This is a genomic window from Exiguobacterium sp. S3, from assembly GCF_018617295.1.
Taxonomy (GTDB): Bacteria; Bacillota; Bacilli; order Exiguobacteriales; family Exiguobacteriaceae; genus Exiguobacterium; species Exiguobacterium profundum.
This window is the reverse complement of the sequence record NZ_JACSJW010000001.1, coordinates 755,742-777,176: the sequence shown is the minus strand read 5'-3', so window position 1 is coordinate 777,176 and position 21,435 is coordinate 755,742. Positions and strand designations below refer to the sequence as shown.

Sequence of the window (21,435 nt, the reverse complement as noted above, 5' to 3'; positions counted from 1 at the left end):
TGCAACCGTTTGCATCATTGACCAAACGTGCGGCGGGTACTTGTCAAGTTCCCTAAATGTAGTCTGACGACACAAGCATTTGAAGGAAAGGCGGAAAGCATGTATGTCAACGATTGAAGCAGTGATTTTCGATTTGGACGGTGTCATCACTGACACCGCAGAGTACCATTACCTCGCATGGAAGCAGCTCGGTGAAGAGCTCGGAATTCCATTTGACCGCGAATTCAACGAAACGCTCAAAGGCGTGAGTCGGACTGAATCGCTTGAGCGGATCCTTACGCTCGGCGGTAAACAAAACGATTTCACACCGGAAGAGAAAGCAGAACTCGCACAAAAGAAAAACGAGCACTACGTTGAACTCATTCAACATATCTCATCCGACGATCTTCTTCCAGGTATCGTTTCATTCCTCGATGAAATCAAAGAGGCGGGACTTAAAATCGGAATGGCTTCTGCTTCAAAGAACGCATTTGCGGTCGTTGACGCACTTGGTGTCCGACATTACTTCGACCATATTGTCGATGCAGCAACTGTCGCCCAATCAAAACCACACCCCGAAGTGTTTTTGAAGGCCGCTTCTGCCCTTGGCGTGAAACCCGAACTCGCCATCGGCGTTGAAGACGCGGCTGCCGGCGTAACTGCAATCAAAGCGGCAAATATGTTTGCTGTCGCCGTCGGAGAAGAATCGATGCTTGGTCATGCAGACCTCATCGTCGCTTCTACTGACGAACTGTCACTTGAACGCATCCTCGAACGCGTTCACGTGTAAATGACTACAATCATCTTCCGTGAGACGGCGACTGCCCCGAACAGTCGCCGTCTTTTTTGAGCCTAAAGTCCTAAATAGACAGAATTGCCCAAAAAGAGATGACAAACACATTACAAATCCGTTACACTTTTATAGAAGATATAGAGGGATTATTAGGAATTACTGATTTAAATTAGGGAATTCCGAATTATAATTGGATGTAGAAGGGGATTTGTGTATGGAATCTACGAATGTCAATGACCACATTTATCGAGAATTGATGGAAATTGAGGAGTCGTATCGCCAATTGCAACGACGTGCCGAGTATTTGATTGCGGAATTGAGTCGAGATAGAGAAGATAAGGACTCCATGACTGATGCGTCAAAACGCCTACGTCCGCGCCGTGTGAACCAGCGTTATCCGCTCGAGGTGTACGTTCATCAAGTGACGGATCTACTGAAAGAGCGTCAGACGATGAGCGTGCGTGATATTCAAATGGAACTTGAACTTCGTTACCGTCATCACATCAGCAACATTTACCAATTGATGGTGAAAATTGAAGGGGTCAACCCGGAAATCAAAAAAATTGGTCGCGGCTTGTATACATACGAACCGACAGAAGAAGTGGCAGCGACACTTTCATGATCCAGAGCTGATGGGGAACGCCTCATCGGCTTTTATTGTAAACGGACTGATATCCACTCCTCGATTCAAAATGTGATATAATTCGCCAGAGTCTATTTTTTTGAGAGAGGAACTGTCGGCCCATGCTATGGATTGCCATGTTGGTCAGTTTTGTGATGGCCATCTTGATTACACCGCTCGTTCGTCGATTCGCATTTTTCATCGGTGCAGTCGATCATCCGAACGCACGAAAAGTACATTTACGGACGATGCCACGAATCGGGGGTCTCGCGATTTTTATCGCATTTTTCATCGGCTACGCCTTGCTGCTTCCGACGAGTCGATATAACGACGCTATCTTGATTGGCGCTGTCGTCATTCTCCTTACCGGACTGATCGATGACCGGTTCCAGTTATCAGCCCGTGTCAAGTTGATGGGACAGATGATTGCGACGGTCGTTGTCTTGAACTCGGGGATGCGAATTGAACTCATCAATCTTCCGTTCGACCAGCAACTCTACCTCGGGTCATGGAGCATCCCGATCACCGTCCTTTGGCTGATTGGGATCACGAATGCCATCAACTTGATTGATGGTCTCGATGGTCTCGCCGCCGGTGTGTCGAGCATCGCCCTCGGGACGATTGCCGTGTTAGCCATCATTCAGGGGAACGTCTATTTGACGATGATGGCGCTCTTGCTTCTTGCGAGTACGCTCGGGTTTCTCGTTCATAATTTTTATCCGGCGAAAATCTTTATGGGCGATACGGGAGCACTGTTCCTCGGGTACATGCTCGCCGTCTTCTCGCTCATCGGGTTTAAGAACGTGACATTGTTCTCGCTCGTCGTCCCGGTCCTCTTGCTCGGGTTGCCGATCTCGGATACGATTTTCGCCATCGTGCGCCGGCTCGTCCAAGGGCGACCGCCGATGTCGCCGGATAAATCGCATATGCATCATCAGTTGATCGATATGGGCTTCACGACACGGCAAGCCGTCTTGCTCATGTACGGGATGACCTTGTTCTTTGGCATCTCATCCATCTTGTTCGCCAAGACGACGATGCTCGGTGCGGTCATCACGTTCATCGTCGTGTTGATTGTCATTGAATTGATCGTGGAATCAACCGAACTGATTCATCCAAATTATAAACCGATTATTCGCACGTCCCGACGACTGCTCGGTCGACCGCGAACCTAAAAAATAGCCAGTATCGCCGCGCGATACTGGCTATTTTTGTTTTAGTAAGTGATTGTCTCAGTCATCGTATCGTCTGTTTCGTCAGTTGATGGTTCATCCGCTGTAACGGGCATGCCGAGCTCCGTCTGGAGAAGGGCCTGGGCGTCACGAAGGTCAGCCGGGTCGATTTCATAATAGTAGACCCCGTTCAGCGTCAGGTCCGTCCCTTCAAGTGTTTCGCGGTTGAACGACTTCAGCGATTTTGCGTAAGGCTGAAGTTGTGAGGCCTCTGACAACGTCATGTTCGTCCGGATGTTCTCGCCGACAGCATTCATGATCCGGTTCAGCTTCGTAAACGAGTTGATGGTCGTCGCCTCATTGATGATGGCCTCGATAACTTGCTGTTGTCGACCGGCTCGACCGATGTCGCCGGCAGGGTCTTGCTTCCGCATCCGGGCATAGGCAAGTGCTTCTTTTCCGTTCAAGACTTGAACGCCAGGCTCTAGCTCGACATTTCCGGTCGCTTTTCCAGAGATGGGGATGAGGACATCGATCTCGACGCCACCGACCGCATCGACCAAATCTTCGATTCCATCAAAGTTGATGGTCGCATAGTAATCGATTGGGATGTCGAGCAGGTTCTCGACGGTCGCGATGGTCGTGTCAATGCCTCCGTAAGCGTAAGCATGGTTGATCTTGTCTTTGAACGGATCCTCATCGTCGATGATGATGTCGACATATGAGTCGCGTGGGATGCTGACGAGCGTCACTTGCCGCGATTCCTTGTTGAACGTGGCGACCATGAGCGAATCAGTCCGTCCTTCCTCGAGCGAGGCGCCGCCATCGACTCCTGCTAACAGGACGGAAAAGTGATCTTTCGTCAAGTCGATGGTCTCGTCGCGACGTTCTGACTTGTCGCCACGTTCCAACGCCTTGTTCGCGTTTTCGGCGGTTTCATTCGCTTTGAAGACAAAATAGCCGAAAGCGGAACCACCGATGAGCAATACGACACCCAACACGATGAGGACAATTTTCCAAGGTGATCTTTTCTTGCGTGGGGGTGTTTTCATGTTGTTTCCTCATTTCAGTCGTTTCTTTTAGTATAGGCGTTTCAGCGTTTGAAATCACGTTCGATGATGCGGATCCCATGAGTTTGAAGCTGACCTTGACCGTTCGTCATGTCTGTCAGCCAAGCGAGCGCCTCCTCTGTCTCTTCCACGGGTACCGAGACATGAAACGTGACGAGGTCGGCGTAGATGATGTCATCGAGCAGATAGCTAGACTGTCTCAACTCGTTTTCGACTTTTCCAATCCATGTATAGTCGACGGTGAGTGTCAATTGTTGCATCGGTAGGCGTTCGACGATGCCGACCGCATCAAGTCCTTCGCTTACAGTTCCACCGTAGGCACGAATAAGTCCGCCGCCACCGAGCTTGATTCCACCGAAATAACGTGTCACGACGACGACCGTATCTTTTAAGTGGCGTTTGCGTAACACCTCGAGCATCGGCATGCCGGCCGTACCGCTTGGCTCACCGTCGTCGTTCGCTTTTTGGTGCTCGTTGCGTTCCCCGATGATGTACGCTGAACAGTTGTGGTTCGCGTTCCAATGCTCTTTCTTGATGGCTTGGATGAACGCCTGCGCCTCTTCCTCTGTTTCGACACGTTTGAAATGAGCAATAAATTTTGACTTTTGGATAATGACTTCGTATGTTCCACTTTGTTTTATAGTATAATTTGACTCAATAGACATTTCTGAAAATTCTCCTTTCTATTTTTAAATATTTTTTTTAGAATTTAAGTAGGCACATACGCTATTTATAGCGAATGGAATTATAGAAAATCTCTCATGTCCGCTGTAAACCTGTTTAGAGTGGGACGATATATAAGAATAGATGAGGATTAACTACCGAACTATTAGGGGATGGCATCGTGAATCATATTACCGATCGGACAGCTTTAGAACATATCATAACAAATATGATTGAAACGGTGACGGAAAGTAAAGAGGAGATTGTCCGTATAACCGAAAGTTCTGCAACTGAATATTCAGCAATTCAAAACGAGTTAAAAGAATTGACGGATAAAATCGAGTTCGACATCGAGGAGTCCGATCGACTCGACCGACTCGTGAAAGCTGCAAAGGCCAAGCTCGTTCAAGTCAGTAAAAAGTTTCATATACATAGTGAACAAGAAATTCGCGAAGCCTACGAACGGGCAAATCAAATGCAACTCGAACGTTTTCTTGTCCAAAAAGAAGAGATGGCGGCACAGCAACGCCGGAACGACTTAGAGCGTCGTCTGCTCATCTTAGAGGACACGATCGAACGTGCCGAAAAGTTGATTGGTCGCGTGAGTGTCGTCTTGAACTTCTTACGGGATGACTTACAGCAAGAGTATTCGGACATGATGAAAAAACAAGAGATGGCCATCGGCGTATTCGAAGCGGCTGAGCGCGAACGGCGCCATCTCGCCCGCGAGATGCACGATGGTCCAGCGCAATCGCTTGCTCATATTCTGATACGGGCCGACCTGATTGAAAAGACGTTTGATAAACGAGGAAAAGATGAGGCATTTGCCGAATTACATGAATTGAAAAAGCTAATTCGTGGGGCGCTCGTCGACGTCCGTCGTTTGATTTATGATTTACGTCCGATGTCGCTTGATGATTTAGGCTTTTTGCCGACGCTCGAGCGCTATCTCCATCAAACGGAGGAGTATACGGCAATCAAAACACGTCTCAACTATCGAGGGTCGCGTGCGCGATTACCGGAGAAGCTGGAGATTAACGTGTTCCGTCTCGTTCAAGAATCGGTACAAAATGCGATCAAACATGCAAAAACAGCCGAAATCATCGTCAATGTCGAGCAAGCGAGCGACGTGATTCACATCCACGTCCGCGACTATGGCATCGGGTTTGAACCGAGCGCAATTGGCGAAGAGTCGTTTGGGATTGTCGGAATGCGCGAACGAATTGAATTGGTGAACGGAAGCATCACCATCGACTCGGAAGTCGGCAAAGGGACAGTCGTCCGGATGTCGATTCCGATTCCGTGAGAGAACAAGGGGGAAGACATACATGGAAATGACACAGACACGCATTGCGATCGTGGATGATCACGAACTGTTCCGCGAGGGATTGAAGCGGATTTTTGATTTGGAGGATGAATTTAAAGTTGTCGCCGAAGGGCGTACGGGACGCGAAGCAATCCGCATCGCTGGCGAGCAAAAACCGGAAATTCTAATTATGGATATCAACATGCCGGACATGAACGGAATCGAGGCGACGAAGCAACTGTCACTTCTTTCACCAGAGACACGTGTCCTCATTCTGTCAATCCATGATGATGAGTCGTATATCACACATGCGCTTGAAGCGGGGGCATCAGGTTTCTTATTAAAAGAAGTCGCATCGACAGAATTGATCTCGGCAGTCCGTGCCGTCGCAAAGGATGGGGCGTATCTTCATCCGAAAGTGACAACGAACGTACTGAAGGATTACCGCCGTCTCTTACAATTCAAAGGGGAACAGGCGGGACGTGGCGTCGAGAGCCGTACAGATGACCCGGTCTATCAATTATTGTCGCGCCGTGAGGTCGAGGTGTTGCACCTTCTCGCCGACGGTCGCTCGAACCGAGACATCAGTGACATGCTGTTTATCAGTGAGAAGACGGTCAAAAACCACGTCTCCTCCGTACTTCGTAAAATGGACGTGAACGACCGGACGCAAGCCGTCGTGGATGCGATTCGCCGGGGTTGGGTCGAGATTTGAGCGTCACCGATGCTTTACCTCGTTTTTGTGTTACAATATGGAATGGAATCCTAACATAATTGGAAAAATGAAACGACGTAAAGTGAGGATATAGTATGGGAAACATTGCGATTTTAACCGACAGTACCGCCTATCTGTCGGATGATTTTTTGGCGCGACATGACGTCCATGTCGCACCACTCAGTGTCATCTTCGATGGCGCGTCGTACCGCGAGTCGATTGATATGTCGACCGAGGCGTTTTATGAGCGTATCGAGGCGGGTAACCTGCCGACGACGTCGCAACCGGTCATCGGTGAGACGGTTGAATTGATTGAGAGCTTGCCGGACGATGTGACAGACGTGATTGCAATCACGCTCTCTAGTGGGATTAGCGGAACGTACCAATCGATGGTCGCGCTAAATGACATGGTCGATGTGACGGTTCATGCGTTTGACTCAGAGATTTCGTGTATGCCGCAAGCGTTTCTTGTCGAAGAGGCTCTTCACCTCCGTGACAACGGGGCGACACCAGAAGAAATCATCGCCCGACTTGAAGCGGTCCGTGATTCGATTCGCGCGTACTTCGTCGTCGATGACCTCGACCATTTACAACGCGGCGGACGATTGAGTGCGGCGCAAGCGCTCGTCGGATCGTTCTTGCAAATCAAGCCGGTCCTTCATTTCCAAGATAAATTGATCGTCCCGTTCGAGAAGATTCGGACATACAAGAAGGCCGTACGCCGAATCGAAGAGATGATGGACGAATCGATTGTCGGAGACGGGGAAGGGTACTGCATTGGTATCATTCACGCCAACTGCCCGGAGCGTCAGGCGGAAGAAATCGCTTCGATGAAGCAGAAGTTTCCGAAAGCACACATCTCGGGAAGCCATTTCGGTCCCGTCATCGGAACGCATCTCGGACCTGGTGCAATCGGCATCACGTGGTATCGTCGCGAATGGTAAGAGAGACGACCGTCTAAGGTCGTCTTTTTCAATGGAGGAGGGAATGAAATGGCGAAATATCGCCAAATCTTTGAGCGTCTGGCAGAAGAGATGCGAAATGGCACGAGACCCGCTGACTCAAAGCTTCCGTCTGAAACCGAGTTGATGCATCAGTTCGAGGCCAGCCGGGGGACGGTCCGGAAAGCGCTCGATCTTTTACAGGAGAACGGGTATGTCCGGAAGCATCATGGAAAAGGCGTGTTCGTGTTGAAACGTGACCAGATCGAGTTTCAATTCAATGGCATCGTCAGTTTTTCAGAGGTCTACGCGAGCATGCTCGGTCGTTCCATTCAGACCCACGTCGCTTCGTTCGAAGAGATAGAAGCCCCGACATGGCTCGCCGAACGGATGAACTTAGCGCCAGGGACGAATGTGTTTCGCATCGAACGGGTTCGAAACTTTGACGGGGAGAACGTTATTTTAGATATCAACTATTTCGTCAAAGATCTCGTCCCCGGTCTGACAGAAGAGATTGCGGCTCGATCGATTTATGGATATATCGAAGATGGGCTTGGGCTACAAATCAGCTATGCCAAACGGAAGATTGCAGCTGAAGACGTGACGGAACTTGACCGGAAACGGCTCGACTTGCATGACTATGAATATGTCATCGTCATCACGAACGATACGTTCTTATATGAAGGACAACAATTTGAATATACGGAGTCGCGTCACCGATTGGACAAGTTCCAGTTTAGCGACGTCGCCCGTAGGTAAACCTCTTTCGTACAGGAAGGGGTTTTTTTGTTTGTCCTAAGTCAAAATAGGGGAATTTTAACAGTAAATCACGACGCAAAACTTTCATGTTTAACTTATCTATATAAGTTGTTGACTTAACTTATATAGATAAGTTATACTTTGTTTGTACTCATAAGTAACCGTTTTCATTTACAGTTTTCAAACAAAGGAGGACATTCAACATGAAGGCAGATTATCGTCAAATTGCCGCTGAGATCTTAGAAGCGATCGGGGGCAAAGACAACGTGGACAAGGCCGCGCACTGTGTGACCCGTCTACGTCTCTCCCTCAAGGATCAATCAAAAGTCGATGAGAAACGCGTGAAAGAAATCGACCTCGTCAAAGGGGCGTTCGAGAACTCCGGCGTGTATCAAATCGTCATCGGAGCCGGTGATGTCGATCGCGTCTATGCCGAGTTCATCAAGCTCGCTGGACTTGAGGCGGCGACGGTCGCCGAGGTCAAATCTGCGGGCGGCAAAAAAATGAATCCGCTTCAAAAACTCGTCAAAGTCTTCTCTGACGTCTTTATGCCAATCATTCCAGCCATCATCGTAGCCGGTCTCCTTATGGGGATCAACAACTTACTTGCATCGGAAGGTCTCTTCATCGAAGGACAGACACTCATCGAGGCGTATCCGAACCTACAAGGACTTTGGGATCTCATCAACATGATGGCGAATACGTCATTCGTGTTCTTACCTGCACTCGTCGGTTGGTCGGCGACGAAACGATTCGGTGGGAGCGAAGTACTCGGGATCGTCATGGGTCTCTTGCTCGTTCACCCGGACCTCTTGAATGCATGGGGCTACGGAACGGCAGCACTTGAAGGAGATGTCCCGACGTTTGATATCCTCGGACTCTTCGAAATCGAGAAAGTCGGCTACCAAGGTCAAATCTTGCCGGTACTCGCCGCTGCCTATATCTTGAGCCAAATCGAGATGTTCTTGAAAAAACGTGTACCGAACGCCATCCAACTCTTAGTCGTTCCAATCACAACAATCGTTGTCACAGGATTCCTCGCACTCGCAATCGTTGGACCGGTCACTCGTGGAATCGGGAACGTGATCGCGACAGGACTCGTCAACACGTTCGAAGCCGTACCGGTCGTCGGGGCACTCCTCTTCGGATTGTTCTACGCACCGCTCGTCGTCACCGGGATGCACCACTTGTTCATCGCCATCGACCTTCAGTTGATCGCAGATACAGGCGGTACGTTCATCTGGCCGATGATCGCACTCTCAAACATTGCTCAAGGTTCGGCCGCACTCGCGATGTTCTTCGTCTACAAGCACAACGCGAAACAAAAGAGCATGGCATCGACTTCAGCCATCTCGGCTTATTTCGGAATCACAGAGCCGGCCATGTTCGGGGTCAACTTACCAAATAAATTCCCGTTCTACTCAGCTATGATCGGGTCGGCAATCGCTGCTATCTTTATCACATTGAACGATGTGCAAGCAATCGCCATCGGTGTCGGAGGACTCCCTGGATTCCTCTCAATCTTCACAGATAAGATCCTTCTCTTCATCGTGGGCATGGTCATCGCGATCATCGTTCCGTTCGCGCTCACTTTCATCTTGTCGAAGCGTTACATGAAGAAAGGTGAACTTGAAGAAAACAAAGTCGCATAAGTAATGACTCGGGAGGGAGGGACGGCAGTTCTTCCCTCTTTCCTATTGAAATGAAAACTCTTACAAAAAGGAGATGTCGTTGATGACACAGAAAAATTGGCGCAAATCAGTCGTCTATCAAATTTACCCGAAAAGTTTTTACAGTCCGGAAGGGAACGCGACCGGATCGATTAAAGGGGTGACGGCGAAGCTGGATTACTTGGCAGAACTCGGCATCGAATACATTTGGATGACACCTGTCTATCAGTCACCTCAACACGATAATGGCTATGACGTGAGTGATTATTATGCCATCGACCCGTCTTACGGAACGATGGAGGACCTCGACGAATTGATCCGTGAAGCAGAGGCGCGGGGCATCGGCCTCATGATGGACATCGTCGTCAACCACTCTTCGACCGAGCACGAATGGTTCCAAAAATCATTGGAGGGAGACGAGCGGTACCGTGACTACTACATCTGGCGCGACGAACCGACGAACTGGGAATCGAAGTTCGGTGGGAATGCGTGGGAATATGATGAGAAGAGCGGACAATATTATCTCCACTTGTTCGACGTGACACAAGCTGACCTGAACTGGGAGAATGAACAGATGCGCGAGGACGTCTACGAGATGATGCGGTTCTGGCGTAAAAAAGGAATCAAAGGATTCCGTCTCGACGTCATCAACCTCATTTCAAAAGAACAGAACTTCCCAGAAGACGCATCGGACGGTCGCAAGTTCTATACGGACGGTCCACGCATCCACGAATATTTAAAAGAAATGAACCGAGAAGTATTTGATGGGCATGACGTCATCACGGTCGGGGAGATGTCTTCGACGACGCTCGATCACTGCGTACGCTATTCAAACCCGAACGAGAACGAGCTCAGCATGACGTTCAGCTTCCACCACTTGAAAGTCGACTATCCGAACGGCGAGAAATTCGTCGCGGCGCCGTTCGATTTCATTCAATTAAAAGACATCATGTCGACGTGGCAACGTGGGATGCACGGAAAAGGATGGAACGCCATCTTCTGGTGCAACCATGACCAACCACGTGTCGTCAGCCGTTTTGGGAACGACACGAACCATCGCGTAGAGAGCGCGAAGATGCTTGCGACAGTGCTCCACGGCCTTCAAGGGACGCCGTACATCTATCAAGGGGAAGAAATCGGGATGACGAACCCCGGCTTCGACTCGCTCGATGAATATCGGGATATCGAAACGCTCAACATCTACAAGTTGAAGCGGGAAGAGGGTGTGTCGCATGATGACATGATGGCCGCCATCAAACAGAAGTCACGCGACAACTCGCGAACGCCGATGCAGTGGGATGCAACGACACATGCCGGCTTCACGAGCGGCACACCATGGATCAACGTGGCGCCGAACTATGAGGACGTGAACGTTGAAACGGCGCTTCGTGATCCGAACTCGGTGTTCTACCACTACAAACACTTGATTGCATTACGAAAAGAACTTGACGTTTTGACGGACGGAGACTACACGCTTCTTACTCCTGATTCGCTAGACGTTTGGGCATATACACGGAAGACGGACCGAGAGGAGCTACTCGTCGTCGCCAACTTCTATGGAATTGAAACGACGTACACGATTCCAGAAGGATTCGAGCGGGTGAACGTCGTCAGTCACAACTACGACGTGCCTGAGCTCGACGGAATGTCGTTGTCTCTTCGTCCATATGAGGCGATCATGTTCTATAAACAGATTTAACAGATGGGACCCGACTTTTTCGTCGGGTCCTATTTGTGTAGTAGACCTATGTTGTTTTAGATAAGTTGAATCGTATTTACATAGGTATTTTGGTAGCGTGATGACAAAAAGGAGTCAGGTTATGGGAGAACTTATTGTCGCACCGAAAGGAAAACGAGCCATCCGCTTCGGCGTCTGCCAACGCTGTCTCAGCACGCACGTCCGGACGTTCACTTGTCATCATGGACGCTGTGCCTATTGCCGAAATTGTTTGTACCTCGGGCGTGTCTGCCGATGTGATTTTCTACAGGAACGGGACATCACAACTCCAACCGAGACGACCGAATTGACGATGCCATTCGAACTCGTCCCAGACCAAAAGCGGGTCGCGAACCAACTGCTCACGTGGTGGGACGAACGGAGGACGGGACTTGTGCATGCGGTGTGTGGCGCTGGGAAGACCGAGATGACGTTTCCCGTGATTGAGCGTGTTGTCAATGGAGGGAAGCGAGTGTTGGTTGTCTCTCCGAGGAAAGATGTCGCCATCGAATGGGTCGAACGATTAGAACAGGCGTTCACAGTCCCTGTCACTAAACGATATGGAGGGGGAGAAAAAGACTCCATTGGGATGATCACGGTGGCGACCGCACCGTTACTCATGAATTTACGTGACGTGTTCGATTATGTGCTCGTCGATGAGTCCGATGCCTTCCCGTTTGCCTTTGATGTGGCACTTTGGAATGCAATCCGTCGGGCCGGGAGAAATGTCTTCTTATTTATCACGGCGACCCCGACCGTTTGGCAACAATTGCTTCCGAAGGTTCATCTGTCGCGGCGCTATCACGGATTCGATTTGCCGGTCCCGACACTTGTCAAACAGTCCGACGAACGACTCCTAGACTTCTGTCGACGTCACGCCTTGAAACCTCGTCTCTTGTTTGTGCCGACGAAACCTGATTTGGAGCGATATGAAAGTCGGTTACAAGAGGCAAGTATCACGTGTCAAACCGTTTCTGCTGACACGGAAGAACGGTTGGATACACTCCATTGGCTTCAAGAAACGAAAGGGATCGTCCTTGCGACCTCAATCTGGGAGCGAGGGATGACGGTTCGCGACGTGCAGGTCGCCGTGGTTGAAAGTGAACATCGTCTCTTCTCGACGCGGGGTCTCATTCAGATGGCGGGTCGGGCGGGGCGAAAACCGGACACACCGACAGGAGAGGTCTGTTTCTTTTACAAGGAGCGGACATTCCGACAAGATGTTGCCATCCAGAAGATCAGGGAGGCGAATCGGCGATGAAATGTCTTCTTTGTCATGAGTCGATGATCGTCCCGTGGACACCTGACACGTTATGGCGACGGGACTGGGTGTGTCCCTCTTGCGAGTCGAAACTGACGCCGCTCGGGACAGGTTGCCCACGCTGCGGTCAACCAAATGAGACCGGTGAGACGTGTCCGGACTGCATCCGCTGGCTCGCACTCGGTCTCGCCTTGACCGTCCGCTGCCTGTACGCGTACGATGATGCAGGAATTGACTGGCTACATCGATATAAATTCAGCGGGGATGTCGTCATTGCCTCATCGGTTGCCCCAGCGCTTCGGGCATTGCGTTCATCTGGCGTGACCTATGTTCCGATTCCGTTGAGTAAGGAGCGACTTCAGACACGTCGTTTCAATCAGACCGAGGTGCTCGCGCGATATATCGGTCCGACGCGGCAGATTCTCGAAAAAACGGAGGTTTCAAGTCAACGTGAACTCGGGAAAGAAGGAAGACGACACCGAACGAACCCTTTCACTGTACCAACTTCAGTGAAATATGGGAAAATCATTCTTGTAGACGACGTCTATACGACAGGAACGACCCTTCATCAGGCGGCATTTTCGTTGCGACAGGCAGGTGCATCAGAAGTTTCTGCGATTTGCTTGTTTCGGGCGCTAAACAAATCAAAATCGCGTCCGATATAAAGGGCAGAGGTGAAACCAATGGATGCAGCAACTTGCCAAATGTGTGGGCGCTTGTTTATGAAACAGGGACGTTCACCGTACTGTCCATCATGTAATGAAGTCGATTATAAAAACTTCTTGAAAGTCCGCGATTTCATTCGTGAACCAGCCAACAAACAGACGACCATCGGAGCCCTCGTCGAAGCGACAGGTGTCTCTGAACTTGATATCACGCGATACATCCACGAAGGACGCTTGATCATCAAAGACAATCCGGCGCTTGCCATCAGCTGCGTCCGTTGTGGTCGGTCTACAAATGAAGGAAAAATCTGTTCGAACTGCCAGAGAGAAATGCAGAAGGAACTGTCCAGTCTACAGGAGATGCAGGAGGGCTTGGCGAAAAAGTCGAGTATCCGCGCTTATCGTTTGGATTAACATCATGAAGAGGGGGAAGACGCATGCGCATCGATTCAGCCAAGTGGGTACACTTACCAAACACTTATGAAAAGAAAACGCAAGTCGAGCCGAAGCCCGCGCAATCAAGCCAAACGGACCAATTGTCAATTTCGGCGGAAGCTCGCGCCCGGTTTGAAGAACCGGTGAAACATCCGGAACGTCTCGCTAAAATCGACGCTTTAAAAGCGGAGATTGATGCAGGCACATATTCACGGGACGCGCGCGAAATCGCTAAACGCTTTCTACAAGGATGAATGGAAGCGAGGTCCGTTTGAGGCCTTCGCACTGAATAACACGGCACGGAAGCTGACTAAATAAGGGGTACCCCTTTCTTTAGTCGGCTCTTTTTTTGAAAAAAGGAGAGACTCATGCTCACATTACATAAACGGTTACTCGAATTGGCTTACGCAAAAGAACAGCAACTCATTCAAAATGACATGGTGGCATTTAGCACGCTCGTCAAAGAAGAAGCGAAACTCGTCCGACAAATTTCACAAAAAGAAGCGGAACGACTTCAAGGGACGTATGAATTGGACGATGAAGAGATAGAGGAATTGAGACCGGTCTTGTTCGAGTTAAAGCGACAGAACGAATTGAACGCGACGTTGCTCGAACAATCCCTTCGTTATATTACTTGGCATCTGGATATGCTCATGCCGGAAGCAGATGATTTTACATACGGACAACAAGCGTTCGAAACACGCTCGTTCAGCCGTGACGTTTAAGGAGGAAGTGGAATGGGTTCAACATTTATGGGATTAGAGACGGCACGCCGCAGTCTCTCGACACACCAATGGGCGCTTCAAGCGACCGGGAATAACGTGGCGAACGCCTCAAACCCTGGCTATTCGCGCCAACGACTCACACTCGGGATGACCGAACAGCTCTCGGTCAATTTCGGCGGGACGAAAGCCGGACAATTCGGGACAGGTGTACGCGGGGAGACGCTCGCCCGAATTCGCGATCTTATGATCGATCAACAGTATCGTGACGAGTCGGTGAAGAACGCCTTCTATGCGACGAAAGAAGCCGCGTTCGGTCGGATGGAAGACATCATCAATGAACCGTCTGAGAACGGACTCGCTAAATCGCTCGACTTGTTCTGGGCATCACTTCAAGACTTGTCGGTCAACCCGGACGATACGGGTGCGCGAAGCGTAGTTCGGCAACGAGCATTGACGTTGGCACAGACATTTAACTATATGTCTTCATCATTGACTAAAGTACAGGATGACTTAAAGACCGAAGCAGGGGTCGTCACGAAAAAAATCAATGATTTGTTGACGAAAATCAGTGACGTCAACCGTCAAATCGGTGATGCAGAGCCTCTTGGTGTTCTGCCAAATGAATTGTATGATGAGCGTGATCGCTACATGGATGAGTTGTCGCAATACATTGAATTCGAACGTGTGCCTGTTGATTACACGAACGGCGAAACACGTGGGAACTCTCAACGTGTCGCAGAAGGACGAATCGATATTCGTGTAGTCGTCGGTGGTACAGAAGTAAAACTCGTAGACGGTCTTACGGGCGGAGTTGGGAAATTTGATGGGATGACCATGACCAATGCTGCAGGTACGAATACATCGATGACACATGCCGACATGCCTAACGGAAAATGGAAAGCACTTGTTGAAATGTACGGAAGTGCAACTGGTCCAGAGGCAATCGACGGGGCATTCACCAACATGCTCAAAGACTTAGATGAGATGGCGAACGTCTTCGCATCAGCATTTAATGTAGCGCATGGAACAAACATGGACGCGGACGGGAATGCCGGTCGAACTGACTTTTTCGTGGGTACTACTAGCGCCGCTACGATTACTGTGAATCCTGATTTCATGAAGAACTTAGATTTAATTGCAGCATCTAAGGACGGGAACATCGGGGATGGAAGTGGTGCTCTCGAACTTGCGCAATTGAAAGAAAGCACGCTTAACTTTGCGGGTTCGGTTACGACCTCAACCTCGATCGGCAAGTACTATCAAAATGTTATCGGAAACATGGCAGTCGAGGCTAGCCAAAACGCGAACTTGGCAAAGAGTACATTTGCTCTCTTAAGTAGTTCGGACCAACGTCGGTTATCGGTCAGCGCAGTCTCGCTCGATGAAGAAATGACGATGATGATTCAATATCAACACGCTTATAATGCGGCGGCTCGAAATATCACAGCTGTCGATGAAATGTTAGACAAAATCATTAACGGCATGGGTGTCGTAGGGAGGTAATGACTGATGCGTGTCACACAGACAATGCTCACACAGACGAACTTGAAGCATTTATCAAGTAGTTACAACACACTCGCTCGTGTCCAGGAACAGCTCATCAGCGGGAAACGGATTCAAAAAGCATCGGAGGATCCAGTCGTTGCGATGCAAGGAATCCGTTACCGGACCGAGGTGCGTGAAGTCGACCAATTCCGACGGAACGTCAGCGAAGCGACAAGTTGGATGGATTTGACGGACTCGACATTGAACGAAGTCACGGAAGCTGTCAAACGAATTCGCGAATTGACGACACAAGCGGCGAACGATACGTATGAATCGTCGCAACGTGCCATCATCAAGAGCGAGGTCGATCAATTGATCGAACACATCGGTTCACTTGCGAACTCAAAAGCAGGCGAAAAGTATATTTATAACGGTACGAAGACAGATCAACCGCTCATCAATGTCGACCAGTTAAAGGCGTATTTAGCGAATCCGGCTGGTTCTGTCGATTCGATTTATGAGAGTGGAACGGCACCTACAGCAAGTGGGGAGATCGAATTTGAAGTGTCAAAAGGAATTACTGTACAAGTGAACATGCAACCGGAAACGGTTTTTGGTAAGGAGTTATTTGAAGGGCTTCACAAATTAACTACACTTCTTAATAATCCAACGACTGCCGGGGCAGATTTGTCTGCAGAACTTGATACGCTTGACACACTCGGTCAAAACTTGATCACGGAACGGGCGGAGCTCGGTGCCCGAGCAAACCGTTTGGAGCTCGTCGACAATCGTCTTCAAGATCATGAGATTATCGCCAAGACCATCATGTCTGATAATGAAGACATCGATGTAGAAAAAGTCATTATGGAGCTGAAGTCACATGAAACTGTACACCGTGCAGCGTTATCTGCAGGTGCCCGCATCATTCAGCCGACGCTCCTCGACTTCTTACGGTAATTGATGATGAATCTCGCGAGACTTGAGATGCGGCAGACACAGGCCGCAATCCAGATGACATCCAATCGACCGGTACTCGAGATGCGTCAAGGACGGGCCGACCTGTCCATCCAACAAGGGAGAGCCGAGATGACGCAACAGACGACACAAGGGAAGCTTGAGGTTGATTCATCAGTAGCGAGAAGTGAGAGCAATCTGAAGGGTGTACTCGAACTCGGTAAACATTTCGGGCGGATTGGGGAACAAGGTGCCCGAGAAGCGATGGCGAATATCGCTCGAGACGGCGACCGCATGATGCGAATCGAGAACGGGAATCCGATCCCTTCGATAGCGGCTGAGAAAGTGAATGACCCATATCCGATTGTTGACATGGGCTACATGCCAAAATCAATCGATCGTGTCAAGTTGACGTATACGCCGGCGGATGTGAAAATCGAGTGGAATATCACACCACCCCAAATTGATGTATCGCTCACTCCGGCCGACATCTCGTTCACGCCGTGGACGACGGACATTTCGCTCCGTCAACAGGCGTCACTCGAGATGTGGCCGGTCGGTGGGATGTATGATGAAACGCGTTGAAAGTGAGGACAATCCATGTTCATTGAAACAGACTACTTTGGCAAGATTGAAATAAACGAAGCGGAGACGATCACCTTCGTCAGTGAGATTCCAGGATTTCCGGACTCAAAGACGTTCGTGTTGATTCCGTATGGGGAAGATTTGCCGTTCTGGTCGCTTCAGTCGATTGAGGAACAGGCATGCGCGTTCGTCGTGACGAATCCGTTTTGGCATAAGTCGGACTATGCGTTTGAATTGTCGGATGGCGCGAAAGACCAACTTGGAATCGAGGAGGCGGAACACGTATCGGTCTATTCTATTGTGACGCTTCGTCAACCTTTTGATTCATCGACGCTCAACTTGAAAGCACCGATCGTCATCGAGACGAAGGAACGTCGCGGGAAACAAGTCATCCTAGACGATGCGTATCCAGCTCGTTATCCACTCGGTGGCACGAAAGCGGAGGTGCGCTGATGCTTGTATTGAAACGAAAACAAGGTGAGGCCATCCATATCGGCGACGATGTGACGCTCACGGTACTCGCTATCGAAGGCGACCAAGTGAAGCTCGGGATTGATGCCCCGCGGCATATCGATATCCATCGCCATGAGGTGTACATTCAGATGCAGGAAGAGAACGAGTCTGCACGAAACAGTGCTAACTTGATGAAGCAGATGATTCAAAAACAGTCGGAAGCGTGAGCTTTCGACTTTTTTCATGAATCCGGTAATTGATGGATGACAGCACTCGATGGGTTGGGATAGGATGGAAACGTGAAAGGAAGGAGGGGAATCGGTGGAAACAGGTATTAATAGTTTTTTTATCAACATCAGTCTGATCTTTTTATTCATGTCGCTCACACTCTATGTGATGCGGACGGTTTTACCGATTCAGCCGACCTCCCCGTTATTCGTACGCTTTTGGTTTGGAGTCTCTAACGGATTGACGGCAATTCTCTTAACCATTAACTCCATCGAATTAGGGGATGCCCGAATCGACCTTCGTCTCATCCCGATTGCCTTATCCGCAACGTTCGCTGGACCGTTCGGAGCTATCGTCACGCTCGGTCTGATCTTCATCGGACGCACGACGCTGCACGGAATGAGTGCTCCGTTCGTAGACTCGTTACTACTGTTACTTGTCTTCTTTTTATTTTCTCTTGTCATGACACGCTTACCGATTCGTCGAGGGAGAGGGTATGCCATCTACATCGGGTTAGGTGCGCTCCTCGTCTTGATTCAAGTGAGCGGCAGTGTGAATGAGACGGTCTTTATAAATGTATTTGTTCCTTATTTTCTCATGTTATCTTTTGGGGCCTGGCTCTGCTATTGGGCCGCAAAGAAACTCGAGACGCATCTATGGATGTTTCTCTTACATACGCACCGGGCGACCATTGATGAGTTGACGGGACTTCCGAACCGTTACAGGACGCTCGAACAGATGAATGATTTGGAAATGTCCGGTAACCCGTGGACGTTACTCGTCATCGACGTCGATCATTTTAAACAGTTGAACGATACATATGGGCACTTAGCGGGAGACGCAGCGCTTCGTCATATCGGACAAACGTTGGAACGTAGCCGTCCGCCTTCTGGATTTGTCGGGCGATACGGTGGCGAAGAATTTTTGCTTGTCATTGAAGGTAGTGAAGGCATGGCGAAGGTGGCAGAAAACATCGTGCAGATGGTACAGCGAACACCATTCGAATTTCAAGGTGAAATCATTCCGATGACTATTTCAATCGGTGCAGCGATTGCAGGGCATGAGCCGAGCATGGTCGTGTTCGAAAGAGCAGATGAAGCATTGTATGAAGCGAAGCAAAATGGACGAAATCAGGTCATGTTTGCGTAAAAATCCCCTATAACCGTTGGCGATGATGGTCCAGCGGTTATAGGGGATTTCACGTTTAGTGAATGTTTTTCTTCTTTAATTGTCCGCCGCGGACGTCGTGAATGTTGCCAATGGCGAGGAACGCTTTTTCATCATAGTCATCGAGAATATCTTTTAATTTCGTTTCTTCTAATCGACTGATGACTGTGAAGACAACTTTCTTCCCGTCACCTGTGTAGGCGCCTTCTCCATGAAGATACGTCACACCTCGACCGAGCCGGTCCATGATGGCTTGCCCGATATCGTCTGGTGCGGACGTGATGATCCAGGCTGCTTTCGACTGGTCAATTCCTTCTAGGACAACATCGATCGTCTTGAATGCGATGAAATAGGTGAGGAGCGAATACATGGCCCTGTCCCAACTGAAGACGAATCCGGCCGTCCCGAGGATAAAGATATTGAAAAACATGACAATCTCTCCGACGGAGAATGGTAATCGGTTCGTGAAGGAAACGGCAAGAATTTCCGTTCCATCGAGTGACCCTCCCGCCCGGATGACGAGCCCGATTCCGGCACCGAGTAAGAAACCGCCGAAGACGGTCGACAAGAGGAGGTCGTCTGTGAACGGCTTGATGTCGTGAAGGACGATGGTGAAGACTGACATGAGCAGGATGGCCGTCAACGTGACGACGGCGAACGTCTTTCCGATTTGCCGATACCCGAAGTAGATGAACGGTAAGTTGAAGAGGACGAGCCAAATCGCGAGTTTCGTCTCCGTCAAGTACGACACGATGATCGAGACACCGACGATACCACCGTCGATGATTTGATTCGGTACGAGGAACGCCTCCAAGCCGACGGCAAAGACGAGGGAGCCGAGCAGCAAAAGGACGACTTTTACAAACAGTTCAGAAGCCTTAATCGGATTATGTTCCCGCCTTAAGCGCTGCACTTCCTCCGGTGTCGGGGAAGGCATAGGTGTACGCTGCATACATGGTGCCCCCTTTCCATTTTCTTAAGTATAACAAATGATACGAACCGACAATCATTTACGACAGAGAATCTGACATGAATATTCAGAATTGATGGAGGATTCTTGATAAATTGTTTTGGTATTATTTTATGTTAGGCTAAAAAGGTTGTTGAACAATGGATGGAGGTCTATAGGATGAAACGAGAAAACAAAACGTGGTTGATGGCGTTTCAAATGATGATGAACATCATCGGGGGACTCATCGCGGCGTATGGATTGGAATCGGTCCTCATTCCGAATAACGTTTCGGACGGGGGCGTCACTGGAATCAGTATTGTCGGGTCACAACTGACGGGACTGCCGCTCGGTATTTTCATCGGGGTGTTAAATATTCCGTTTGTCTATCTCGGTTATAAACAAATCGGGAAGAGCTTCGCCATCCTTTCAGTCACCGGGATTGCGTCTTTGTCTGTCGGTACGGTCATTATGCACCATGTTCCGACTATCATCGAAGGGGATGCGCTACTCATCACGGTGGTCGGTGGGATCATACTCGGGTTCGGAATGGGGATTTCGCTTCGCAACGGGGGAGCGCTTGACGGTATCGACATGTTGGCGGTCCTGTTATCCCGTAAATTGCCGTTCGGTACGAGTGATTTTATTTTTAAATACGTTCGTCTTTATCGTTGTCTCGACGGTGTTTGGTCTTCAAGGAGCGGTCCTGTCCGCCATCGCCTACTTCATCGCCTCGAAAGTGATTCATATCGTCGAAGAGGGATTGAGCGGGGCAAAAACGTTCAAAATCATCACGAGTGAACCGCAGGAGATGGTCGAGACGATTCGGGACCGTCTCGGACGGAGCGCCACGTTGAATCAAATTCAAGGGGCATATTCCAAAGAAAGTTATTACGAAATCACGTGTGTCATCAACCGGCTCGAAGAACGAAAAATCAAAGACATCATCGATGATGTCGACTCGAAAGCGTTCGTCGTCGTGTATGAGGTGACAGAGGTCAAAGGCGGGAACTTCCAAAAACGCGATATTCATTAACGGATGGCCAAGGGTCGTCCGTTTTTTTAACCTCTACACGTGTGAACCGACCAAGCAGGAAATCGCATATGGTAAGTGGAAGAAG

Annotated in this window: 23 protein-coding genes and 1 pseudogene; 21 read left to right on the top strand and 3 right to left on the bottom strand. The window is 49.5% G+C overall.

Annotation, left to right across the window (positions count from 1 at the left end; translation table 11 throughout):
• Positions 1 to 103 precede the first annotated feature (103 nt).
• The 3 genes from pgmB to KNO65_RS04035 all read left to right on the top strand — a co-directional run bounded on the left by pgmB (position 104) and on the right by KNO65_RS04035 (position 2,569).
• Positions 104 to 769, top strand: a complete 666-nt coding sequence (gene pgmB, locus KNO65_RS04045) for a beta-phosphoglucomutase (protein ID WP_074036182.1) — start codon at positions 104 to 106, stop codon at positions 767 to 769.
• 217 nt (positions 770 to 986) lie between these two features.
• On the top strand, positions 987 to 1,394 hold the full coding sequence (locus KNO65_RS04040) for a Rok-like winged helix domain-containing protein (protein ID WP_074036184.1): 408 nt from the start codon (positions 987 to 989) through the stop codon (positions 1,392 to 1,394).
• A gap of 122 nt (positions 1,395 to 1,516) precedes the next feature.
• Positions 1,517 to 2,569 carry a glycosyltransferase family 4 protein gene (locus KNO65_RS04035; protein WP_012726994.1) on the top strand — a complete coding sequence of 351 codons (1,053 nt, stop codon included), beginning with the start codon at positions 1,517 to 1,519 and terminating at the stop codon, positions 2,567 to 2,569.
• Between the two features lie 41 nt (positions 2,570 to 2,610).
• Here the strand turns inward: KNO65_RS04035 and KNO65_RS04030 are convergent, their stop codons facing one another.
• Together KNO65_RS04030 and KNO65_RS04025 are read right to left on the bottom strand one after the other, a co-directional pair.
• The gene (locus tag KNO65_RS04030) at positions 2,611 to 3,618 is read right to left on the bottom strand and encodes an LCP family protein (RefSeq protein ID WP_159562681.1); all 1,008 of its coding nucleotides are present in this window, start codon (positions 3,616 to 3,618) and stop codon (positions 2,611 to 2,613) included.
• A 41-nt stretch (positions 3,619 to 3,659) separates the two neighbouring features.
• The gene (locus tag KNO65_RS04025; RefSeq protein WP_214781782.1) at positions 3,660 to 4,301 is read right to left on the bottom strand and encodes a YigZ family protein; all 642 of its coding nucleotides are present in this window, start codon (positions 4,299 to 4,301) and stop codon (positions 3,660 to 3,662) included.
• 179 nt (positions 4,302 to 4,480) lie between these two features.
• On the opposite strand from KNO65_RS04025, the gene KNO65_RS15830 reads away from it, so the two are divergent.
• From KNO65_RS15830 to KNO65_RS03940, 17 genes are all read left to right on the top strand, one after another.
• A complete protein-coding gene (locus tag KNO65_RS15830) occupies positions 4,481 to 5,605 on the top strand; it encodes a sensor histidine kinase (RefSeq protein WP_214781780.1) in 1,125 nt (374 codons plus the stop codon).
• 22 nt (positions 5,606 to 5,627) lie between these two features.
• Positions 5,628 to 6,320 (top strand): response regulator transcription factor, encoded by a 693-nt coding sequence (locus KNO65_RS04015; RefSeq protein WP_159562679.1) that lies wholly within the window; start codon positions 5,628 to 5,630, stop codon positions 6,318 to 6,320.
• Between the two features lie 95 nt (positions 6,321 to 6,415).
• Complete coding sequence (locus KNO65_RS04010) at positions 6,416 to 7,264, top strand: DegV family protein (protein WP_214781778.1); 849 nt, start codon at positions 6,416 to 6,418, stop codon at positions 7,262 to 7,264.
• Positions 7,265 to 7,312: 48 nt separating this feature from the next.
• Positions 7,313 to 8,020, top strand: coding sequence for a trehalose operon repressor (gene treR, locus KNO65_RS04005; RefSeq protein WP_214781776.1), 708 nt, complete (start codon positions 7,313 to 7,315; stop codon positions 8,018 to 8,020).
• A gap of 203 nt (positions 8,021 to 8,223) precedes the next feature.
• Positions 8,224 to 9,672: a PTS system trehalose-specific EIIBC component gene (gene treP, locus KNO65_RS04000; RefSeq protein WP_214781774.1), complete on the top strand. Its 1,449-nt coding sequence runs from the start codon at positions 8,224 to 8,226 to the stop codon at positions 9,670 to 9,672.
• 82 nt (positions 9,673 to 9,754) lie between these two features.
• A complete protein-coding gene (treC, locus tag KNO65_RS03995) occupies positions 9,755 to 11,389 on the top strand; it encodes an alpha,alpha-phosphotrehalase (RefSeq protein WP_214781766.1) in 1,635 nt (544 codons plus the stop codon).
• Positions 11,390 to 11,510: 121 nt separating this feature from the next.
• Positions 11,511 to 12,668, top strand: coding sequence for a DEAD/DEAH box helicase family protein (locus KNO65_RS03990; RefSeq protein WP_214781764.1), 1,158 nt, complete (start codon positions 11,511 to 11,513; stop codon positions 12,666 to 12,668).
• Positions 12,665 to 13,333, top strand: a complete 669-nt coding sequence (locus KNO65_RS03985; protein WP_214781762.1) for a ComFC family protein — start codon at positions 12,665 to 12,667, stop codon at positions 13,331 to 13,333. The genes KNO65_RS03990 and KNO65_RS03985 overlap by 4 nt, the downstream gene beginning before the upstream one ends.
• 57 nt (positions 13,334 to 13,390) lie before the next feature.
• The gene (locus tag KNO65_RS03980) at positions 13,391 to 13,747 is read left to right on the top strand and encodes a flagellar protein (RefSeq protein ID WP_251124851.1); all 357 of its coding nucleotides are present in this window, start codon (positions 13,391 to 13,393) and stop codon (positions 13,745 to 13,747) included.
• Between the two features lie 23 nt (positions 13,748 to 13,770).
• The gene (locus tag KNO65_RS03975; protein WP_214781758.1) at positions 13,771 to 14,022 is read left to right on the top strand and encodes a flagellar biosynthesis anti-sigma factor FlgM; all 252 of its coding nucleotides are present in this window, start codon (positions 13,771 to 13,773) and stop codon (positions 14,020 to 14,022) included.
• Positions 14,023 to 14,136: 114 nt separating this feature from the next.
• Positions 14,137 to 14,493, top strand: a complete 357-nt coding sequence (flgN, locus tag KNO65_RS03970) for a flagellar export chaperone FlgN (protein ID WP_074036203.1) — start codon at positions 14,137 to 14,139, stop codon at positions 14,491 to 14,493.
• A 12-nt stretch (positions 14,494 to 14,505) separates the two neighbouring features.
• Positions 14,506 to 15,996, top strand: a complete 1,491-nt coding sequence (gene flgK, locus KNO65_RS03965) for a flagellar hook-associated protein FlgK (protein ID WP_214781757.1) — start codon at positions 14,506 to 14,508, stop codon at positions 15,994 to 15,996.
• A 6-nt stretch (positions 15,997 to 16,002) separates the two neighbouring features.
• On the top strand, positions 16,003 to 16,935 hold the full coding sequence (gene flgL, locus KNO65_RS03960; protein ID WP_214781755.1) for a flagellar hook-associated protein FlgL: 933 nt from the start codon (positions 16,003 to 16,005) through the stop codon (positions 16,933 to 16,935).
• Between the two features lie 6 nt (positions 16,936 to 16,941).
• The gene (locus tag KNO65_RS03955) at positions 16,942 to 17,517 is read left to right on the top strand and encodes a DUF6470 family protein (RefSeq protein ID WP_214781752.1); all 576 of its coding nucleotides are present in this window, start codon (positions 16,942 to 16,944) and stop codon (positions 17,515 to 17,517) included.
• Positions 17,518 to 17,532: 15 nt separating this feature from the next.
• Positions 17,533 to 17,970: a flagellar assembly protein FliW gene (gene fliW, locus KNO65_RS03950; protein WP_214781750.1), complete on the top strand. Its 438-nt coding sequence runs from the start codon at positions 17,533 to 17,535 to the stop codon at positions 17,968 to 17,970.
• Positions 17,970 to 18,197 carry a carbon storage regulator CsrA gene (csrA, locus tag KNO65_RS03945; protein ID WP_012726976.1) on the top strand — a complete coding sequence of 76 codons (228 nt, stop codon included), beginning with the start codon at positions 17,970 to 17,972 and terminating at the stop codon, positions 18,195 to 18,197. Before fliW ends, csrA begins: the two co-directional genes overlap by 1 nt.
• A gap of 94 nt (positions 18,198 to 18,291) precedes the next feature.
• Positions 18,292 to 19,347: a GGDEF domain-containing protein gene (locus KNO65_RS03940; protein ID WP_264092787.1), complete on the top strand. Its 1,056-nt coding sequence runs from the start codon at positions 18,292 to 18,294 to the stop codon at positions 19,345 to 19,347.
• Positions 19,348 to 19,402: 55 nt separating this feature from the next.
• Here the strand turns inward: KNO65_RS03940 and KNO65_RS03935 are convergent, their stop codons facing one another.
• On the bottom strand, positions 19,403 to 20,317 hold the full coding sequence (locus KNO65_RS03935; protein ID WP_214781748.1) for a YitT family protein: 915 nt from the start codon (positions 20,315 to 20,317) through the stop codon (positions 19,403 to 19,405).
• A 177-nt stretch (positions 20,318 to 20,494) separates the two neighbouring features.
• Between KNO65_RS03935 and KNO65_RS03930 the strand changes: the two are divergent.
• Positions 20,495 to 21,350 (top strand): annotated as a pseudogene (locus KNO65_RS03930) (YitT family protein).
• The last annotated feature ends 85 nt before the right edge of the window (positions 21,351 to 21,435 follow it).